The sequence below is a fragment of the Paenibacillus sp. FSL H7-0442 genome (genome assembly GCF_038593105.1).
Classification (GTDB): Bacteria; Bacillota; Bacilli; order Paenibacillales; family Paenibacillaceae; genus Paenibacillus; species Paenibacillus polymyxa_D.
In genome coordinates, this window is sequence record NZ_CP151963.1 from 914,550 (window position 1) to 931,741 (window position 17,192).

General features: G+C 47.4%; 18 protein-coding genes. 11 read left to right on the forward strand and 7 right to left on the reverse strand.

From position 1 onward, the window contains the following. The first annotated feature begins 19 nt into the window (after positions 1-19). Together MHH57_RS04075 and MHH57_RS04080 are read left to right on the forward strand one after the other, a co-directional pair. A complete protein-coding gene (locus tag MHH57_RS04075; protein ID WP_029517152.1) occupies positions 20-445 on the forward strand; it encodes an OsmC family protein in 426 nt (141 codons plus the stop codon). A 183-nt stretch (positions 446-628) separates the two neighbouring features. Next, positions 629-1,867, forward strand: a complete 1,239-nt coding sequence (locus tag MHH57_RS04080) for a serine hydrolase (RefSeq protein WP_039272374.1) — start codon at positions 629-631, stop codon at positions 1,865-1,867. A 63-nt stretch (positions 1,868-1,930) separates the two neighbouring features. Here MHH57_RS04080 and MHH57_RS04085 read toward each other — a convergent pair whose 3' ends face one another. The 5 genes from MHH57_RS04085 to MHH57_RS04105 form a co-directional block, all read right to left on the reverse strand. Then, positions 1,931-2,908 (reverse strand): iron chelate uptake ABC transporter family permease subunit, encoded by a 978-nt coding sequence (locus MHH57_RS04085; RefSeq protein ID WP_342434852.1) that lies wholly within the window; start codon positions 2,906-2,908, stop codon positions 1,931-1,933. After that, complete coding sequence (locus MHH57_RS04090) at positions 2,905-3,909, reverse strand: iron ABC transporter permease (protein WP_342434853.1); 1,005 nt, start codon at positions 3,907-3,909, stop codon at positions 2,905-2,907. Before MHH57_RS04090 ends, MHH57_RS04085 begins: the two co-directional genes overlap by 4 nt. After that, positions 3,906-4,886: a Fe(3+) dicitrate ABC transporter substrate-binding protein gene (locus MHH57_RS04095; protein WP_165149929.1), complete on the reverse strand. Its 981-nt coding sequence runs from the start codon at positions 4,884-4,886 to the stop codon at positions 3,906-3,908. The genes MHH57_RS04090 and MHH57_RS04095 overlap by 4 nt, the downstream gene beginning before the upstream one ends. Positions 4,887-5,086: 200 nt before the next feature. Beyond that, the gene (locus MHH57_RS04100; RefSeq protein WP_165149931.1) at positions 5,087-5,815 is read right to left on the reverse strand and encodes a response regulator; all 729 of its coding nucleotides are present in this window, start codon (positions 5,813-5,815) and stop codon (positions 5,087-5,089) included. After that, positions 5,808-7,481, reverse strand: coding sequence for a sensor histidine kinase (locus tag MHH57_RS04105; RefSeq protein ID WP_340931352.1), 1,674 nt, complete (start codon positions 7,479-7,481; stop codon positions 5,808-5,810). The genes MHH57_RS04100 and MHH57_RS04105 overlap by 8 nt, the downstream gene beginning before the upstream one ends. A gap of 161 nt (positions 7,482-7,642) precedes the next feature. Here MHH57_RS04105 and MHH57_RS04110 point away from each other — a divergent pair, with 161 nt between their 5' ends. Then, a complete protein-coding gene (locus MHH57_RS04110; protein ID WP_029517143.1) occupies positions 7,643-7,936 on the forward strand; it encodes a putative quinol monooxygenase in 294 nt (97 codons plus the stop codon). Positions 7,937-7,980: 44 nt separating this feature from the next. Further along, complete coding sequence (locus tag MHH57_RS04115; protein WP_318628212.1) at positions 7,981-8,805, forward strand: aldo/keto reductase; 825 nt, start codon at positions 7,981-7,983, stop codon at positions 8,803-8,805. 91 nt (positions 8,806-8,896) lie between these two features. On the opposite strand, the gene MHH57_RS04120 is transcribed toward MHH57_RS04115, so the two are convergent. Further along, entirely contained in the window at positions 8,897-9,550 is a 654-nt protein-coding gene (locus tag MHH57_RS04120; RefSeq protein WP_318628213.1) for an SdpI family protein, read from the reverse strand. Then, complete coding sequence (locus MHH57_RS04125) at positions 9,547-9,858, reverse strand: autorepressor SdpR family transcription factor (RefSeq protein WP_029517140.1); 312 nt, start codon at positions 9,856-9,858, stop codon at positions 9,547-9,549. Before MHH57_RS04125 ends, MHH57_RS04120 begins: the two co-directional genes overlap by 4 nt. Before the next feature lie 212 nt (positions 9,859-10,070). On the opposite strand from MHH57_RS04125, the gene MHH57_RS04130 reads away from it, so the two are divergent. The 7 genes from MHH57_RS04130 (at position 10,071) to MHH57_RS04160 (ending at position 17,039) form a co-directional block, all read left to right on the forward strand. Then, on the forward strand, positions 10,071-10,682 hold the full coding sequence (locus MHH57_RS04130; RefSeq protein ID WP_318628214.1) for an alpha/beta hydrolase: 612 nt from the start codon (positions 10,071-10,073) through the stop codon (positions 10,680-10,682). 72 nt (positions 10,683-10,754) lie between these two features. Next, positions 10,755-10,979, forward strand: coding sequence for a small acid-soluble spore protein Tlp (gene tlp / locus MHH57_RS04135; RefSeq protein WP_025721177.1), 225 nt, complete (start codon positions 10,755-10,757; stop codon positions 10,977-10,979). A 240-nt stretch (positions 10,980-11,219) separates the two neighbouring features. After that, positions 11,220-12,512 (forward strand): ABC transporter substrate-binding protein, encoded by a 1,293-nt coding sequence (locus MHH57_RS04140; protein WP_342434854.1) that lies wholly within the window; start codon positions 11,220-11,222, stop codon positions 12,510-12,512. Between the two features lie 27 nt (positions 12,513-12,539). After that, positions 12,540-13,502, forward strand: coding sequence for a sugar ABC transporter permease (locus MHH57_RS04145; RefSeq protein ID WP_029517137.1), 963 nt, complete (start codon positions 12,540-12,542; stop codon positions 13,500-13,502). Between the two features lie 3 nt (positions 13,503-13,505). Beyond that, positions 13,506-14,345 carry a carbohydrate ABC transporter permease gene (locus MHH57_RS04150; protein ID WP_029517136.1) on the forward strand — a complete coding sequence of 280 codons (840 nt, stop codon included), beginning with the start codon at positions 13,506-13,508 and terminating at the stop codon, positions 14,343-14,345. 210 nt (positions 14,346-14,555) lie between these two features. Beyond that, complete coding sequence (gene ilvA, locus MHH57_RS04155) at positions 14,556-15,842, forward strand: threonine ammonia-lyase IlvA (RefSeq protein WP_039272546.1); 1,287 nt, start codon at positions 14,556-14,558, stop codon at positions 15,840-15,842. 222 nt (positions 15,843-16,064) lie between these two features. Beyond that, positions 16,065-17,039, forward strand: a complete 975-nt coding sequence (locus MHH57_RS04160; protein ID WP_342425667.1) for a glycoside hydrolase family 43 protein — start codon at positions 16,065-16,067, stop codon at positions 17,037-17,039. Positions 17,040-17,192: the final 153 nt, after the last annotated feature.

Here is a 17,192-nt window from a genome sequence, read left to right on the forward strand (position 1 = left end):
GGAAAGAAGGCCTTTAAACATGAAAGTATCTACAACTTGGCACGGCAAACGCGCGTTTACTTCGGAGGGACCATCCGGTTATTCGGTAGGGATGGATGCTACGGCGGCTTATGGCGGTGATGGTAAAGGAATGACACCCATGGAACTGCTGTTGGCAGGTCTGGCAGGATGTATGGGTATCGATATCACAATGATTTTGGATCGTTTCTTGTCGGACATTACTCGCATTGATATTGACGCAGAAGGTACGCGCAAGGAAGAAACGCCGACAGGCTTTACAGCGATTGATCTGACATTCCACGTAGATGGAGATATTCCGGATTACCGCGTATGGAAAGCAATTCAGATGGGTAAGGAAAAATATTGTGCCGTATCCGATTCCTTAAAAGCGGAAATTCGAATGCACCTCATTTTGAATGGAACTGAAGTACCCTATCCAGCATAAGTGTTGAAGAATAGTGAAAGAGAGTCAGCCTGTGTTATGTACAGGAGGCTCTCTTTTTTGTGTTATTTGAAAATATGACACGTAATGAAACTTTTTGTACTGTATTTTCGTTTAAAATAGAAATTGAAATATAAAAATGGGAAAATAAACCTATGTATGAAATGCATACAGGGGGAGGTTATAGTGAAACGAAAGTGCCTTATCATAATAGCAACTATTGTGGCTACAGTGCTCATCGTTATGGGTGTGACAACAGGATTACTATCTTTCATGCAGAATCAAGTGGCTAATCCTCCAAATACTGTCCGACCCACAACTGCGATTGTAGCCGAGGTTCAGGGTGAAACGAAGGAACAGGATGCTGCTCGGTGTTTGCTTCATTTTGTGGAGACGAATGCAGAAAAGGTTTCGATTACGATTCTGAGAGATGGAAAAAAGCTGGCAGGCCAAGAAGAGAACCGGATGATGCCTTTGGCGAGCACTGTCAAAACGATCATTGCGATTGAATATGCCAAGCAAGCGGCGGTGGGTCAGATTAACCCGGATAAGAGAGTGAAGCTGATTTCGCTGGAAAGGTTTTATTTGCCGGGTTTGGATGGTGGTGCTCACGCGGCGTGGCTACAGGATATGGAAGCTAAAGGGCGGATACAGAATGAAACTGTATCTGTACGTGAGGTTGCCAAGGGGATGATTCAATTCAGTTCCAACGCCAATGCGGAGTATTTAATGGACAAACTGGGGTTGGAAGCGATCAATCGGACGAGAGCCAACTTGGGTTTGCAAAATCATGATCCTATTTATCCTTTTGTATCCTCAATTCTGATTCCTTACGAACGTATGAAGGAGAGCCAAGGTGAGAATTGGAATAATACAAAGAATAATATTTCTGCCAAAGAAGCCATCCAGGCGATGTCTGACACGGAGTTTCGCCGATATGCCCGTGTGATTCATAACAAGCTGCGCCGTGATGTGAGTGGTTCTTACAAGAGAAACGCAGATATTAAGACCTGGTATGATCAGGATTATGACCGTATCAATACGGATCGTTTTATAGCTTCAACGACAGCCGATTATGCCTTTTTAATGAGTAAGCTGAACCGCCGTCAAGGGTTCACAAAAGTTGAGCAAAAGTTATTGTCCGAGGTCATGGAGAAACCTCTTATGGTTCTTCCTGAAAACCAGCAATTTCTGAAACATACTGGGCAAAAAGGTGGCTCCACAGCTTACGTTTTGACACTGGCCATGTATGCGACAGATAAGGAAGGGCATTTGACAGAGCTAGCTGTCTTTTTTAACGATTTGGATCCTAACACAAATGCCAGCTTGCCTGAAATGATAAATGATTTTAAAAAGAGATTACTACATGATAAATCGTTTACAAAAGAAATTAATCAGCGTATCGGTGTACAGGTGAGAAGGTAACGCAGCTAAACGCTACGGTATAATACAGCGTTTAGCTGCGATGCGCAACTCCTTATCCTCATCCTATCCGCTGCCTTTCTGTTTGCGTTCCCGTAGTAATAGATACAAAAAATATGGCGCGCCAATGACGGCTGTCACGATGCCAGCGGGAATTTCGAGCGGCGGCTTCAGACCCCGTCCGAGCGCGTCGGCGAGGACGAGAATCAGCGCGCCGATCATCGCCGAGCCGGGCAATAGATAGCGGTGGCGATTGCCAAATAACCGTCGTGCCAGATGCGGTGCCAGCAGTCCGATAAATCCGATGGAGCCGATGGCAGCGACACAGGAGGCAGCCAAGGCGACTGACACGGCTAGCAGTCCTGTACGCACACGCTTCACGCTAAGTCCCAGCCCAGCAGAGCTTTCCTCATCTAGGCTCATAATATCCAGCTTGCGCTGTAGTGCATAGGCGAGAGGTAGTAACACGATTAACCACGGCAGTAGCCCATACACTTCGTCCCAGCCTTTGCCCCACAGACTTCCAGCTAGCCAAGTGAGCGTGTCGCTGGCTTCGAGTGGATACTTGACCAGTATATAGTCGGTCGCAGCCTGAAAAATAGCGCCCACCGCCAGTCCGGTCAAGGCTAGCATGTTGGGACGCATGCCTCCCTTCATCGAAAGCTGTACGAGCAACAGTGCTGCTAGCCCGGCACCGACAAAGGCGGCTACAGGCAACAGCGCCACTGGGGATGAGGGGAGCAGTACGATGACGAGAACCGCCGCAAAGCCAGCCCCCTTGGATACACCTACCACATCTGGCGAGGCTAGCGGGTTGCGGATCATACCTTGCAGCAGAACACCGGCTACTGCAAGGCCAGCACCGGCCATGATGGCCAGCAGGCCACGAGGCAGTCGGTAATGGTGAACGATGAACCAGGAAGAGGCATTTCGGTCAGTCAGAGCGGCGATCAGCTCAGCGGGTGTAATGTAGGTGCTGCCCACGCCGATAGCTACAAAGGAAACACCCAGCATTAACACGAGTAAAATCCACAGCTTTTTCATCGTGAAGCCCTCCCGTTCTTGTGCGCCAGATATAAAAAGAATGGCGCGCCCACCAGCGCGGTTACGATACCAACGGGCGATTCATAAGGAAAGGCAATAAATCGTCCAAGCACGTCTGCATATGTCAGCAGCAGAGCTCCGCAGATTGCAGACAGGGGGATGACCCGTTTGTAATTATCGCCTGTAAACACCTTGATGATATTCGGCACCATCAGGCCCACAAAGCCGATAGACCCGGCTACTGCTACAGCAGAGCCTGCCAGCATAATAACTGAGGCTGAGGCCAGTAAGCGGACAAGACGTACGTTTTGTCCCAACCCCTGTGCGACCTCCGTCCCGAGGCTCAGCACAGATAGCGAAGGGGCTAGCGCCAGTGCAAGAATCATACCCACGGCAAACCATGGTAGCACCAGACGCGTGTCGGCCCATGTGGACCCGTCGATGGCTCCGGCGAGCCAATACAGCACATCAGATATTTGCTCGTTAAACACGAGCAGTCCCTGGGTGATGGAGGCCAGCAGCAGATGCACGGCCATCCCGGCTAGGGCCAGCTTGACCGGCGTCATGCCCGCCGTTCCGGCCAGCGCATATACGAAGGAGCCGCCTGTGATGGCCCCGGCAAAAGCAAAATAAATGCTGCCGGACGATCCGATATTCGGCAGCAGCACGACGAACAGCACGACAGCCAGCGAAGCGCCTGAGCTGACCCCGAATACCTGCGGCGAAGCCAGCGGGTTGCGTGTGATGGCCTGCATCAGGGCTCCTGCCACGGCAAGCCCGGCCCCGACGATTAGGCCAATAACGGCACGCGGTAGGCGTACCGTCAAGACAATGAGCTGATCCTTGGACGGGTGCTCGGTGAACAGCGCAGTCAGCATGGTGGGGATGTCCATCCTGACTGGGCCAATCGCCACGCTGAGCAGCAATCCAGCCAGCAACGCAGCGATAAGTGCAAAGAAGACCGGCTTATTCAGCCGGTCGCGTGAGGCTTGTCCGATCAATGGGAGCCGTCTCCTTTACTTTGCGCGGGATACAGAAGCGAAATGGCTTGCTCCAGTATTTTCTCGGCTGAGCCGAGTCCACGGTACCGGGTCCATAGTGCCCGGTTTACTTCGTAAACTTCCCCTTTTTTGACGGCTGTAATGTTTTGCCAAAGCGGGTTTTGCTTCCATTCCGCAATCAGCTTCTCGTCGGCTTCCACCAAAAAGATCACATCAGGATCCGCTTGTGAAATCTGTTCCAGCGTCAGCTTGACGGTAGGTTCGCTTGTATTTTGAAGGGCGTTGTGGATACCTGCTTGCTCCAGCAGTTGTCCATCAAAGGATGAAGCGCCGTGAGCCGATAGTGAATCAGAACGGAATACCCCTAGCAATACGCTGCGTGGCTCACCCGCTTGGATGCCTTCTTTCAACTTTTTCATTGTAGCTTTATGCGCCGCGAGAATTTGCTCGCCTTTTTCCTTCTCACCCAACGCATCGGCGATGACACTGAAGGATGCCAGGTTTTGTTCATAGGAGGAATTTCGGCTCTTTAGAACAATGGTCGGAGCAATCTCGCTTAGTTCTTTGTATATGCTTTTATGACGATTCAGATCGGCAATAATCAAATCCGGCTTCAAGGAGCTGATCGTCTCCAGGTTGGGCTGTTTGCGCGTGCCTACTGGTGTGAAGTTTATTTTCTTGCCGAGCAGCCCCTCAATATCATCGTCATTTTCCTGAGCTATGCCGACAGGTGTTACGCCCAGTTGGGTTGTAGCATCGACAAAAGAGAATTCCAAGGTTACGATTCTTTTGGGTGTACCTGTAACTTTGGTTTCTCCCATCTCATGTTTAATCATTCGAGTGTCGCCTGTTGCTTGAGGTGCTGCTGCGCTGTTATCTTGTGACTGGCTTCCACATCCCGCCATAATGACCGTCAGTAGTGCCAGGATCACTGCAAGCAGCATGCCTGTGCGCAGTGGTTGTTTCGGTGTTGCCATATATTATCCCCCGTTCCAAGTATGCTTACCAGAGAAACTGATAATCATTATCAATCAACTAACTGATGATCATTCTAGCAATCGGGAAGGAGGACGTAAATAATGTGGTCATTTAAACCGTTTTGATCGATTAAATGAATTAAATTCATTAAAATTACGAATAAGAGGAGAGGGAAGTACCGACATCAGAGATGGATGGTTTATGCATCCCCCCGTTGTCGGCGATAGATACGCTCCGGTCTGCCAACGGTTCCGTACACCTGATCGTGGTGCGCATCGCCACTTTCCACTAAGTACTCCAGATACCTTCTGGCTGTAGAACGGCTCATACCCAGCTCAATTCCCACTGTACCTGTAGTCACCTCACCCCGTCGATTCAGGAGATCTAACACTTTGTCGCAAGTCACTTTATCGATGCCTTTGGCCCATAGATCTCCAACTACGTTCCCTGCCATCCGACCGGTGCCCGCGCTTTGAAGCAAACTGTCAATTTCCGATTGCTCCACCGTGGATTGTTCTTCCTGCCATGTTGTGACTTGTCGCCGAAACCGGGCGTATTCCTTCAAGGTAGCACGCAATCTCTCAAATACAAGCGGCTTCACGATAAAATCAAACACACCTGCACGAACGGCTTGTACCACTGTTTCAGCTTCTTTGGCGGCAGTCAGCATAACAACATCTGTACCCGGATAGTGTTGCTTGATGAACGATAGCAGGGTTAGACCATCCGTATCAGGAAAATAAACATCCAGCACGACTAGAGGAGGACGGAGTACGTCCAGTTGAAGTTTTGCCTCAAATTCGTTCGTCGCGATTGCACATACGGTGAACCCATCCACCTTTTCAATAAATCGGCGGTTAATCTCCGCAATTCGCGGATCATCTTCAATAATAAGAACCTCAATGTCCGATAAAACCCGCTCATTCATGGGCGTAATCTCCTTTTGCATCATTACTCGTATCAGTTCTTTGTAAAGGAATGTATAACTCAAAAATACTTCCACCACCAGGCCGTTCGTGTACTTCTATAGAGCCGCCCATTCGTTCAGTGTACTCCAGCACGAGAGCAAGGCCATATCCATGTCCAGCTTCTGCTTTGGTCGAAGCTCCTCTGACAAACAGCTTTTCTTGGATATCGTCCGAAATTCCCGATCCGTTATCTGCAACTTCGACGATGATGGCTTCAGTCGTTTCTTCAAGCCGGAACCAGACCTGTCCGTCAGAGATGGAGGACATCGCAACAGCTTCCATGGCATTGTCCAGCAGGTTTCCGACTACGGAAGCGAGAAAGGACCACTCCAACGTAGGAGACTGGGTTGAGAATGCTCCTTTAATATCAGAATGGAGTAAGATCCCTTTTTCCAGCGCCTGTTTCTTCTTGCCGATCAGTAGGCTGGCGATGATTGAATCGGGCAGGAGAGCAGTGGCAATCGGCCTGTGTACACGATATTCCTCTGATTCCTGGGTGATAAAGTCCACCGCTTCGTCATAACACTCCAACTGAATCAGGCCGGATATGAGATACAGCCGATTGGCGTATTCGTGTGTTTGTGATCGCAGTACTTCCGCATAATCTTTGACCTCTGTCAACTGTTGTGTCATTCGGAGCAGTTCGGTCTTGTCACGCAGACTGGCAACTGTTCCCATGATGCGACCGGAACGATCCTGGATCGGCACACGGCTGACGACTACAGTTCGCTGCTGGACCTCAATTTCCTTATTCCATATGTACTGTCCCTGATCTGGCCCCATCGTTGAATGCTCTACTGTGTAATCGGCAACAAGCATATCAACCAGTACATCCGGAACACCAGTCAAGTGACGAAGGTCGCATCCGTAGATAGAGGTTTCCGGTGGGAGTCCGATCAAACGAGCTGCCTGTGGATTGGCAAGTGTGATTTGTCCGTTACTATTTACCGCGATAATCCCTTCGCCGATGGACTCAATAATGGCTTGCTTTTCCTGGTACAACCGTCCGATCTCCACTGGATCCAGTCCATGCAGTGCGCGGCGTACCCGTTGCGCTATAATCAGGCTTCCCAATATGCCGATCATCAGAGCACCCACCATTAACCAGAGCCATGCATATGTGTATGTACGAATATTTTGCTGCACATCTGTCATTAAAAAACCTACAGAGACGAGCCCGATGGCCTTACCTTGCTGATCATAAACGGCTGTTTTGGCGCGTATTGACGGTCCAAGAGAGCCCGTCGATTCAGTGATCAAGGACTGCCCTTGCAGTACCTTATCATTCATGGGGTCTATCATAGGCGTGCCGATGCGCTCCGGGTTTACATGCCACTGCCGGATGAGATGACGATCAGCAATAGTAATAAAATCAGCTCCGCTGCTGGCTTGGACGGGCTTTATGGCCTCGTTGATACGCGAACGCAATTGCGTCGTCTCGGTCCGCTCCAGAGCGTCTCTGACCTGCGCATCTACGGCGAGGGTATTGGCGACGGTTAGCGCCCTTTTTCCGATTTCATCATATAGAGCGGAGGTGATCATATATCGAAAGGATAATCCCAACAGCCCGGTAACTACCAGTACTAAAAGGGATATAAATACTATAAGTTTTGTCTGAAAACGCACATGCCTTCACCGCCGTTAAACAAAATATAGGAGGAACGAATCAGCCGATAATCTCCTCCATACGATCCATTTTACTGCATTACAGAAACGCCCGCACTTTTATTCTATCGAAAGAATGGTCTATAATAGAAATAGTTACATAATACGAGGAGGAACATAATATGATTATTATTCATGCCGATATGAAAGTTTTACCTGAGAAAAGAGAAACTTTTTTGCAACAAACCAAAGGGCTGATCAGCGCATCCCAAGCTGAAGAAGGCAATGTACGTTACACGTTAATGCAGGATCTGAATGATCCCAACGCATTTACGATGGTTGAAGAGTGGAAAGATGCTGCTGCTGTAGATTTCCATAATAATTCTGCCCATTTCCAGGCATTTGTTGCCGCCGCTAAAGAATTGTTGGCTGCTCCGCTTCAAGTGAATGCTTTTCAGGATGCAACTAAACTGTAACCATCCCGTTGGATAATTCATAATCAGGAACAGGAGGAATAGACATGGGGAACATTGCAGATACAACTGTACTGAATAACGGAGTTCAGATGCCTTGGCTTGGTTTTGGTACCTACAAGGCGGAAGGTAATGAGGTCTACGAAGCGGTCAAAACAGCTATTGAGGTCGGTTACCGTCACATTGATACAGCGGCGATCTACGGCAACGAGGAACTGGTTGGACAAGCCATTCGTGATAGTGGAGCGGCTAGAGAAAATCTGTTTGTAACCACCAAGCTATGGAATCAGGATCAGGGCTACGATTCAACACTGCGTGCCTTTGAGGAAAGTCGTAAACGGCTGGGTCTGGATATCATTGATCTGTATCTCATTCATTGGCCTGGTAAGGATAAGTACAAGGAAACTTGGAAAGCATTTGAACGCTTGTATGAAGAAGGAAGCGTACGCGCTATCGGCGTTAGTAACTTCCAAGTTCACCATCTCGAAGACCTCCTCCAAGATAGCAACATGGTTCCTGTCATCAATCAAGTGGAGCTTCACCCACGTCTGACACAACAAGAGCTGCATCAATACTGCCGGGAGCACCAGATTCAGCTAGAATCGTGGAGCCCGCTGATGAAGGGGAAATTAACCGAGCAAGCGGACATCGTTGAGATTGCTGCCAAATACGGTAAAACCTCTTCGCAGGTCATTTTGCGTTGGCATCTGGATCGGGGGATTGTGACGATTCCCAAATCGGTAACCGCGCATCGTATTCGCGAAAATGCTGATTTATTCGATTTTGAACTAACGACTGAGGATATTGACCGAATTAATGGTCTTCATCTGGATGAGCGTGTAGGCACCCATCCCGATAAGCTGTTGTTTTAAATAAATATTCACTTGTAAAAAGAACCTCCCATTCTGCGTTTATCGCGGTTTGGGAGGTTCCTTTTTTAGGTTCAGGTGTGGCTTTGTCTATTTACTTGCTTAGCTTACGATACAACAAGTAAGAATAGAGTACAGGAGAGATAACGGATATGATCAGTACGGTTAGGAAAATGACTACTCCCGCCATTCCACCGATCCATGCCGCCACCAACGCTGAAGCACCGCCAAGCATCATCATAGGCCCCCCGAAACGGTGCGTTTTACGCCATACCTCGGGGTTAGACAGAGTCCACGGCGTGCGGATACCGAACGTATAGTTCGGCTGTACCTGAGTCATATAATTCCCCATCACCATCAGCATCAGGCCTATTAACCCTAAAATTATAGCATTCATTTGCAGTCGTATATTCAGGTTATACAGCAGCATTCCCCATCCAGCTACAGCGAGAACTACAGAAACACCTGCACGCGTAACTTCATAGGCTTTTGAAAATTTCTCATAATTAGCTCTGTTGGGGTCCATGTGGCGTGCCAATCGAATGACCAGCGGGACTAGGCCCAACAACACGAGCATGATAATAGAACCACTTTTGCTCGTATATCCGTCTGCTGTATTGTTAAAGTTAATATGCGAGGCTAGAACATTGGGAAGCCGGTCGTACAGCAGTATAGCGCCTATGGCGGGTGATAAGGCAATCAAAGTTGTCAAAACATCCGTCAAGCTCCAAGGTGTTCGAAATTTCATTCAGATTCCTCCCCATCCTTAATATGATTCACATTTTTCCTGGCAGGGGTGTCGGAGTGGGCTATACTGAACATCCAACCGATGACATCCGCCACAACCGTTGTATGCAGGGTGTATATAATGTTTTGCCCCTGTCGTTCATCCAGCACCAGCCCAGCCTGCTTTAGGATATTGAGATGGTGGGAGATGCTGGGTTTGCTAATTTGAAAATGTTCAGCTACTTCGCCTGCGCTCATGCTTTTTTCCTTTAAAAGCTGCAAGATTGTACGCCGGGTCGGATCAGCCAAAGCTTTGAAGGCATCGTTCAAAATACATTTCCTCCTTTAGATATTTAGATAATATTCTAAATATCTAACACCATAGTAAAATACAGCTATACTACATGTCAATGGAACAAGACATCATTTTAGAAAAAATTAACGAGGTCAATTATGTTTGTATAAAGTAGTGAAATGGGCTATAATCAATTTATACAAAAATAAGATTCTTAATTTAAAGTTAATTAGAGGAGGGAATAGATATGAAACACGTCTTTCGTAAAGGAAATGATCCGCAAGCCCCGGTTATTTTGCTGTTGCATGGTACAGGCGGGAATGAACAAGACCTAATACCTTTGGCTGAGATGGTAGCACCGGGAGCTTCTGTGTTAGGCGTAAGAGGAAATGTGCTGGAAAATGGGATGCCACGTTTCTTTCGCCGTTTGGCAGAAGGAGTGTTCGACATTGAGGATCTCGTATTTCGTACCAAAGAACTGAGCGAATTTGTGGACACAGCTGCAGAGCAATACGATTTTGACCGTAATAACGTGGTGGCTCTGGGCTATTCCAATGGTGCAAACATAGCCGCCAGCATGCTCTTTCACGATGCAAAAGCGTTACGCGGAGCTATTTTGCACCATGCAATGGTGCCGTTGCGTGGGCTGGACTTGCCTGAATTGAACGGTGTCCCTGTATTTCTGTCTTCCGGTGAAAATGACCCGATTGTTCCGACTTTGGAATCCCGGGAGCTGCAAGCATTATTGGAGGGAGCCGGAGCGCAGGTGGAAGCATATTGGGAACGCAATGGTCATCAATTGACCCGTACAGAAGCTGCCGCCGCAGGCCAATGGTTTGGAAAGCATTTTAATGTATAAAATAACTCGATAACGATCAAGCTACGGTTTAGCGCTCCCGTGAGCGATTCTATATTAGGAGGCGTCAAACCAATGGCAAAACCGGATAATCGAGCCGATAATGTTGAACACTTGCAACAAAGTATTCAGAACACACAGCAGAACCTGCGTGAAGCTGAAGGATATCTAAATGAATTTTCCTCTGAAATCAGCAACGAGGAGCGTCAGCAGATCGAAGAAAAAAATAATCGTCGTAAAGAAAGTATTAGATCATTTCGCGAAGAAGTGAAGGACGAAGCAGCTCATTCCCAAGAGTAGTAAAAATAGAGAGGCCCAACTTCGAGTTTTAATTCGGGTGGGGCCTCTTTTTTATGCAAAAATCATCATAACTGCATTCATTTCAATTGCCCCCTATAATGCAGTGGAGACGCTAATCTTCGTTGAAAATAAAAATTTTATAAATAATGTTGTTGTAAACTAATTTGTATTGATGTTAAATAATAAAAGAAAGCGCAATCATTTATGAATTAGGATTTCATCATGCGAAGGGGGAAGGATATGCTGCTGCGAAGAAAAAGCATGGCTTTGATACTTATGGCGGTGGTTTTGATGGCTGGACTGCTGCAAGGCTGTTCTTTCAAGACCGATGAAAAGGAAGGGCCGGGAACAGAACTTGTATTATGGACGTTCAATGAACTGCATGAGAAGTTTTTTCTGCAAATGGCTGACCAATGGAACCAACAGCACCCTGATGAATTGATTAATTTGAAAGCGAATACATTTCCTTATGACAACCATCACAGCAAGCTGTCGATTGCGCTGCAATCGGGGGTGGGAGCGCCGGATATCGCGGATATCGAGGTGAACAAGATCGGTAATTTCCTCAAAGGGATACCGCAACTGGTCCCGCTCAATCCGGTGATTGACCCCGAGATCAATAACATTGTACCTTCCAGAGTACAGATTTACGGCAAAGACGGTAAATATTACGGCATTGACTTCCACGTTGGAGCCGAAGTGATGTATTACAATAAAGAGATTATGGACCAGGCGGGGGTAAACCCGGATTCCATCGTCACCTGGGCAGACTATGCTGCTGCAGGCAAGCAAGTACTTGCGAAAACAGGCAAGCCAATGGCGACCTTAGAAACGAATGACCTGTGGAGCTATTGGCCGATGATCTCCCAGCAAAATTCAGATTTTCTGGATGACAAGGGCGAGTTGACGTTGGATAACGAAACCAATATTAAAACACTTGAGTTTCTTCAACAGATGGTAAAAGACAAAGTCGCTATTCCCTCACCGGGCGGCGGGCATCATATGGAGGAATACTACGGGTTTATGAACAAAGGCGGGGCTGCTTCGGTATGGATGCCGATGTGGTACATGGGGCGTTTTACGGATTACATGCCTGACCTGAAAGGTAAAATTATCATCAGACCCATGCCGGCGTGGGAAAAAGGCGGCTATCGCTCAGCGGGTATGGGCGGAACCGGAACGGTAGTCACGAACCAATCAGAGCACCAGGATCTGGCGATGCGTTTTCTAGCCTTTGCCAAGCTGTCCAAGCAAGGGAATGTGGGGATTTGGAAGCAGCTAGGGTTTGATCCCATCCGCAGTGAAGTGTGGACAATGCCGGAAGCCAAAGCCAAAAACAAATTTACGGAGTATTTCGGAACAAATATTTTTGACACGCTGATCGAAGTCAAAGATGAGATCAATGCGGTGCATATTGGACCGAAAACGCCTGACATCGCCAGTGCTGTACGCAATAAAATACTTTATCGGACACTACAGAGTGGCGAAGATCCAGCCACGGTGCTGCATGAGCTAGCAGATGAACTGAGATAGACCCCAACAGGAAAGGGAGTGAGATTCATGGCAACGCCCGTTCATACGAACGCTAATGTACCGACAGGTCAGCCGCCAAAAACTCAGCGTCCGGCCAGAAGCCAATGGAGCCGATTTATTCATTCCAGTCGTACGGCACCGTATGTGTTTGTCCTTCCATTTTTACTGTCCTTTGCGTTATTTTTTGCCTATCCGGTCATCTCGACGGTCATTATGAGCTTCCAGGAAGTCCTGCCAGGGATAACAACTTATGTTGGACTGGAAAATTATAAGGACTTAATCAATCCTACGTTTGGAAAGGCGATATTGAATAGCGTCCTGTACACGCTGCTTACACTGGTCGTGCTGATTCCTCTGCCGCTGGTATTGGCAGTATTGCTGAATTCGCCTAAAATGCCGGGCAGAGGGTTGTTTCGCTCCGTGATGTTTATACCTGCACTAACCTCGGTGGTGGTAGCAGGAACGATCTTCCGCCTCATGTTCGGGGAATTGGATGGTTCGCTGATGAACTCCCTGTTGGGGGTCTTCGGTCTGGAGCCGTATAAATGGCTAATGAACGCCAACACCGGCTTTTTAGCGTTGATCGTGCTGGCCTTGTGGAGATGGTTGGGCGTAAATATGCTGTACTACATGTCGGGACTCCAGAACATTCCCCCCGAGTTGTATGAAGCTGCGCAGATTGATGGAGCCAGTCGATTCGATTCATTTTGGCGGATTACGATTCCTATGCTGAAACCAGTGACGATCTACGTATTTACGATTAGCATTTATGCGGGGTTGTCCATGTTCACGGAAAGCTACATGTTGTGGAACGGAAATAACTCCCCGAACGATATTGGTTTAACGATTGTTGGCTATCTCTATCGCCAAGGTCTGGAGCAGAACAGTATGGGCTTCGGAGCTGCGGTGGGCATTGTATTGCTCGTATTTACACTCGTGCTGAACCTGATCCAGCTCAAATTTTTCGGCATGTTCCGGAAGGAGGATTAAGCGATGGCTCAGAAACAAAAAGGCTCATTATCCGCATTGCTCGTTGTCCTGTTCATTCTGTTTGCCGGGTTTGCCCTGTTTCCGCTATTTGCCGTGACGCTTGCCTCGTTCAAGCCATCTACGGAGCTGTTGCGCTACGGCTTGAATCTTAAGCTGGAGTGGGACATCATGTCCTTGAAAAACTATGCGTTCATCTTTCAGGGGACGACGGATTATTTTCAATGGTACTGGAACAGTATTGTTATTACCGTCTTGTTTACGGTGTTATGTCTGATATTGTCCGCGATGGTGGGCTATGGTCTGGAGATGTACCGTTTTAGATTGAAAAATGTGATTTTCACACTGGTGCTGGTTGTAATGATGATTCCGGTAGAAATTATCATGCTGCCGCTCTACAAGCTAATGATCGGCATGAAGCTGATTAATACAGTATGGGGTGTAATTCTACCCTTCGTCGTCGCGCCGATCCCAATCTTTTTCTTCCGTCAATATTTGAGTGGAGTACCCAAGGATTTTATGGATGCTGCGCGGGTTGACGGCTGCTCAGAATATGGCATTTTCGTACGCATTATGATGCCTCTAATGGCGCCTGCATTTGCGGCAATGGCTATTTTGCAGGCGATGAACAGTTGGAATAACTTCCTGTGGCCGATGATTGTATTGCGGACCAACGACATGCTGACACTGCCCATTGGACTGTCCAGTCTGCTGACGCCATATGGCAACAATTATGATGTGCTGATTGCGGGCTCCGTTTTGGCTATTTTACCGATTCTGGTCGTGTTTCTATTCTTCCAGCGTTACTTTATTGAAGGAATGACGGCAGGTGGAGTAAAAGGGTAATCGGAAAGGTATTCAATGGAGCGATTGAATACAAGAAATGTGCAACGTCAGAAAAGGCTGATCGGGCATTGATCCCGGTCTGCCTTTTTTTAGATTCGATTGATTTTCATTCTCATTTTCATGCTATCATCTGCACAAGCTATGGGTAACGTGGTATGATATTTGAAAGATTTCAAATACAGAAATATTCAGGCGGAGCGTGGAGAACCTATGGAACCAACAGAAACCCAGAAAACTGACCCGGCCATGGCGTCAACCGTTGGCATGGAGGATATTGTACGGGCGCATCATATGCTGCGTGAGGTGATTGTACGTACACCTTTACAGAGGGATGCCGTCCTATCGGCCAAATATAACTGTAATGTGTATCTGAAAAGAGAGGATCTCCAAGTCGTGCGGTCCTTTAAAATCCGTGGTGCTTACAACATGATTCGTAGCTTGACTCCCGGACAAATGGAAAAAGGCATCGTGTGTGCGAGTGCAGGGAATCATGCGCAAGGTGTGGCTTTTTCATGTAATGCACTTGGTATCCACGGTAAAATATTTATGCCGAGTACAACGCCTAATCAGAAAGTGAAGCAGGTTCGTCGCTTTGGGGGAAACAGTGTAGAGGTCATTTTGACTGGAGATACGTTTGACGATGCCTATGATGAGGCCATGAAGGTGTGTAGCGAGCAGGCAATGACCTTCATCCATCCGTTTGATCAGCCGAAAATTATTGCGGGCAATGGTACGATTGCGATGGAAGTGATGGAGAGTCTAGATACACCTATGGACTATGTGTTCGTAACGATTGGCGGCGGCGGTTTGGCGGCAGGCGTAGGTACGTATGTTAAAACCGTGAGTCCATCCACCAAGGTAATTGGTGTGGAACCCCTTGGCGCGGCGTCGATGACGGAAGCGATGCGTTTACACAAGGTGGTTACACTGGATCAAATAGACAAGTTTGTTGACGGAGCTGCGGTGAAGCGTGTGGGTCAGCTGACATACGATATTTGTAAACATACCTTGGACGATATTGTGAAGGTACCGGAAGGTAAAGCATGTACCGCGATTCTGGAGCTGTATAATGAAAATGCGATTGTTGTGGAGCCTGCGGGTTCACTGCCTGTTGCAGCACTTGATCTGTACCGCGAGCAGATTCAAGGCAAAACGGTTGTCTGTATCGTCAGCGGTGGTAACAACGATATAGATCGAATGCAGGAGATTAAGGAACGGTCCCTAATTTACGAAGGACTGAAGCATTATTTTATGGTGAATTTCCCGCAAAGAGCTGGGGCACTGCGTGAGTTTCTACAGGATGTGCTTGGACCGGACGACGATATTACTAGGTTTGAATATACGAAAAAGAATGATAAGGAAAATGGACCAGCTCTGGTCGGCATTGAGCTGTTCCACAAGGAAGACTATTTTCCTTTAATTGAACGAATGAACCGCAAGGGGCTTAAATATACGGAACTGAATAAAAACGAAAATCTATTTAATATGCTAATTTGAAAAGGAGCCTGCGGGCTCCTTTTTTTGTATCAGGATTTTGCAAAATCCTCGTATGTAAAGCGTTATGCGTAGTTTATAAATTTCTTTTTATTTGAAATAAAGCGTTTACAAAACAGAATGTGATAGGTTAATATATGGGTAACTTCATAAGTATAAACACTAATGTAATAGGTGTGTCACCTGAATTTCATTATAAGATACTCATTCGGAGGTGCGAAAGAAATGTTGAAAGCATGGAAAAAATCAGTACGGAGTAAATTGACCCGAACGGCGTTTGCTGCTGTAACCTCGGCTGCTTTGTTACTTTCAGTGATGCCATCTGCATCCGCAGAGCACTGGGCGTTAACTGGTGATGTGGCAGTACATGATCCGTCCATTACGAAAGAAGGCAACGCTTGGTATATTTTCTCCACAGGGCAGGGGATACAGGTTCAAAGATCGGACGACGGACGCAATTTTTACAGATTGCCGCAAATATTCCTGTCGTCGCCATCATGGTGGAAATCGTATGTACCTAAGCAAAAGCCTAACGATGTGTGGGCACCGGACGCTCAGAAGTACAATGGACGTGTCTGGGTTTACTATTCCATTTCTACTTTTGGGTCACGCACTTCGGCCATTGGATTAACTTCAGCAACAAGCATTGGCGCGGGAAGCTGGAGAGATGATGGACTCGTGCTGCGTACGACGGATGCCAACGATTATAATGCGATTGACCCGAATCTCGTCATTGACGCTTCCGGTAACCCGTGGCTTTCCTTTGGTTCATGGAATTCAGGCTTGAAAGTGACTCGATTGGACAAGAATACGATGAAGCCTACGGGGCAGATCTATTCTATCGCCAAGCGTACGGCGGGTGGTTTGGAAGCGCCACATGTTACATACCGTGATGGGTATTATTATCTGTTTGCTTCCATTGATAACTGCTGCAAAGGCGTAGACAGTAATTATAAGATTATTTACGGGCGCTCTACTAGTATTACCGGACCGTATGTGGACAAGAGCGGCAAAAGCCTGATGGACGGCGGCGGAACGATACTGGATGCGGGGAATGACCGTTGGAAGGGACCTGGCGGCCAATCCGTCTATAATAACAGTGTCATTGCGCGTCATGCCTATGATGCCACTGATAAAGGAAATCCAAAACTTCTGATTAGTGATTTGAAATGGGATTCGGCAGGCTGGCCTACGTACTAAAGAGAGGACCGTTTGGAGTCACCTATGTAGTAAAATCATATAGATATATTCAAAAACTGTTCCTCTTATGGGGAACAGTTTTTGGCTTGCAATGTCATAGAAACATGCTATTATGTATCAAGTTGATAATAATTATCATTATCGTTATCATTT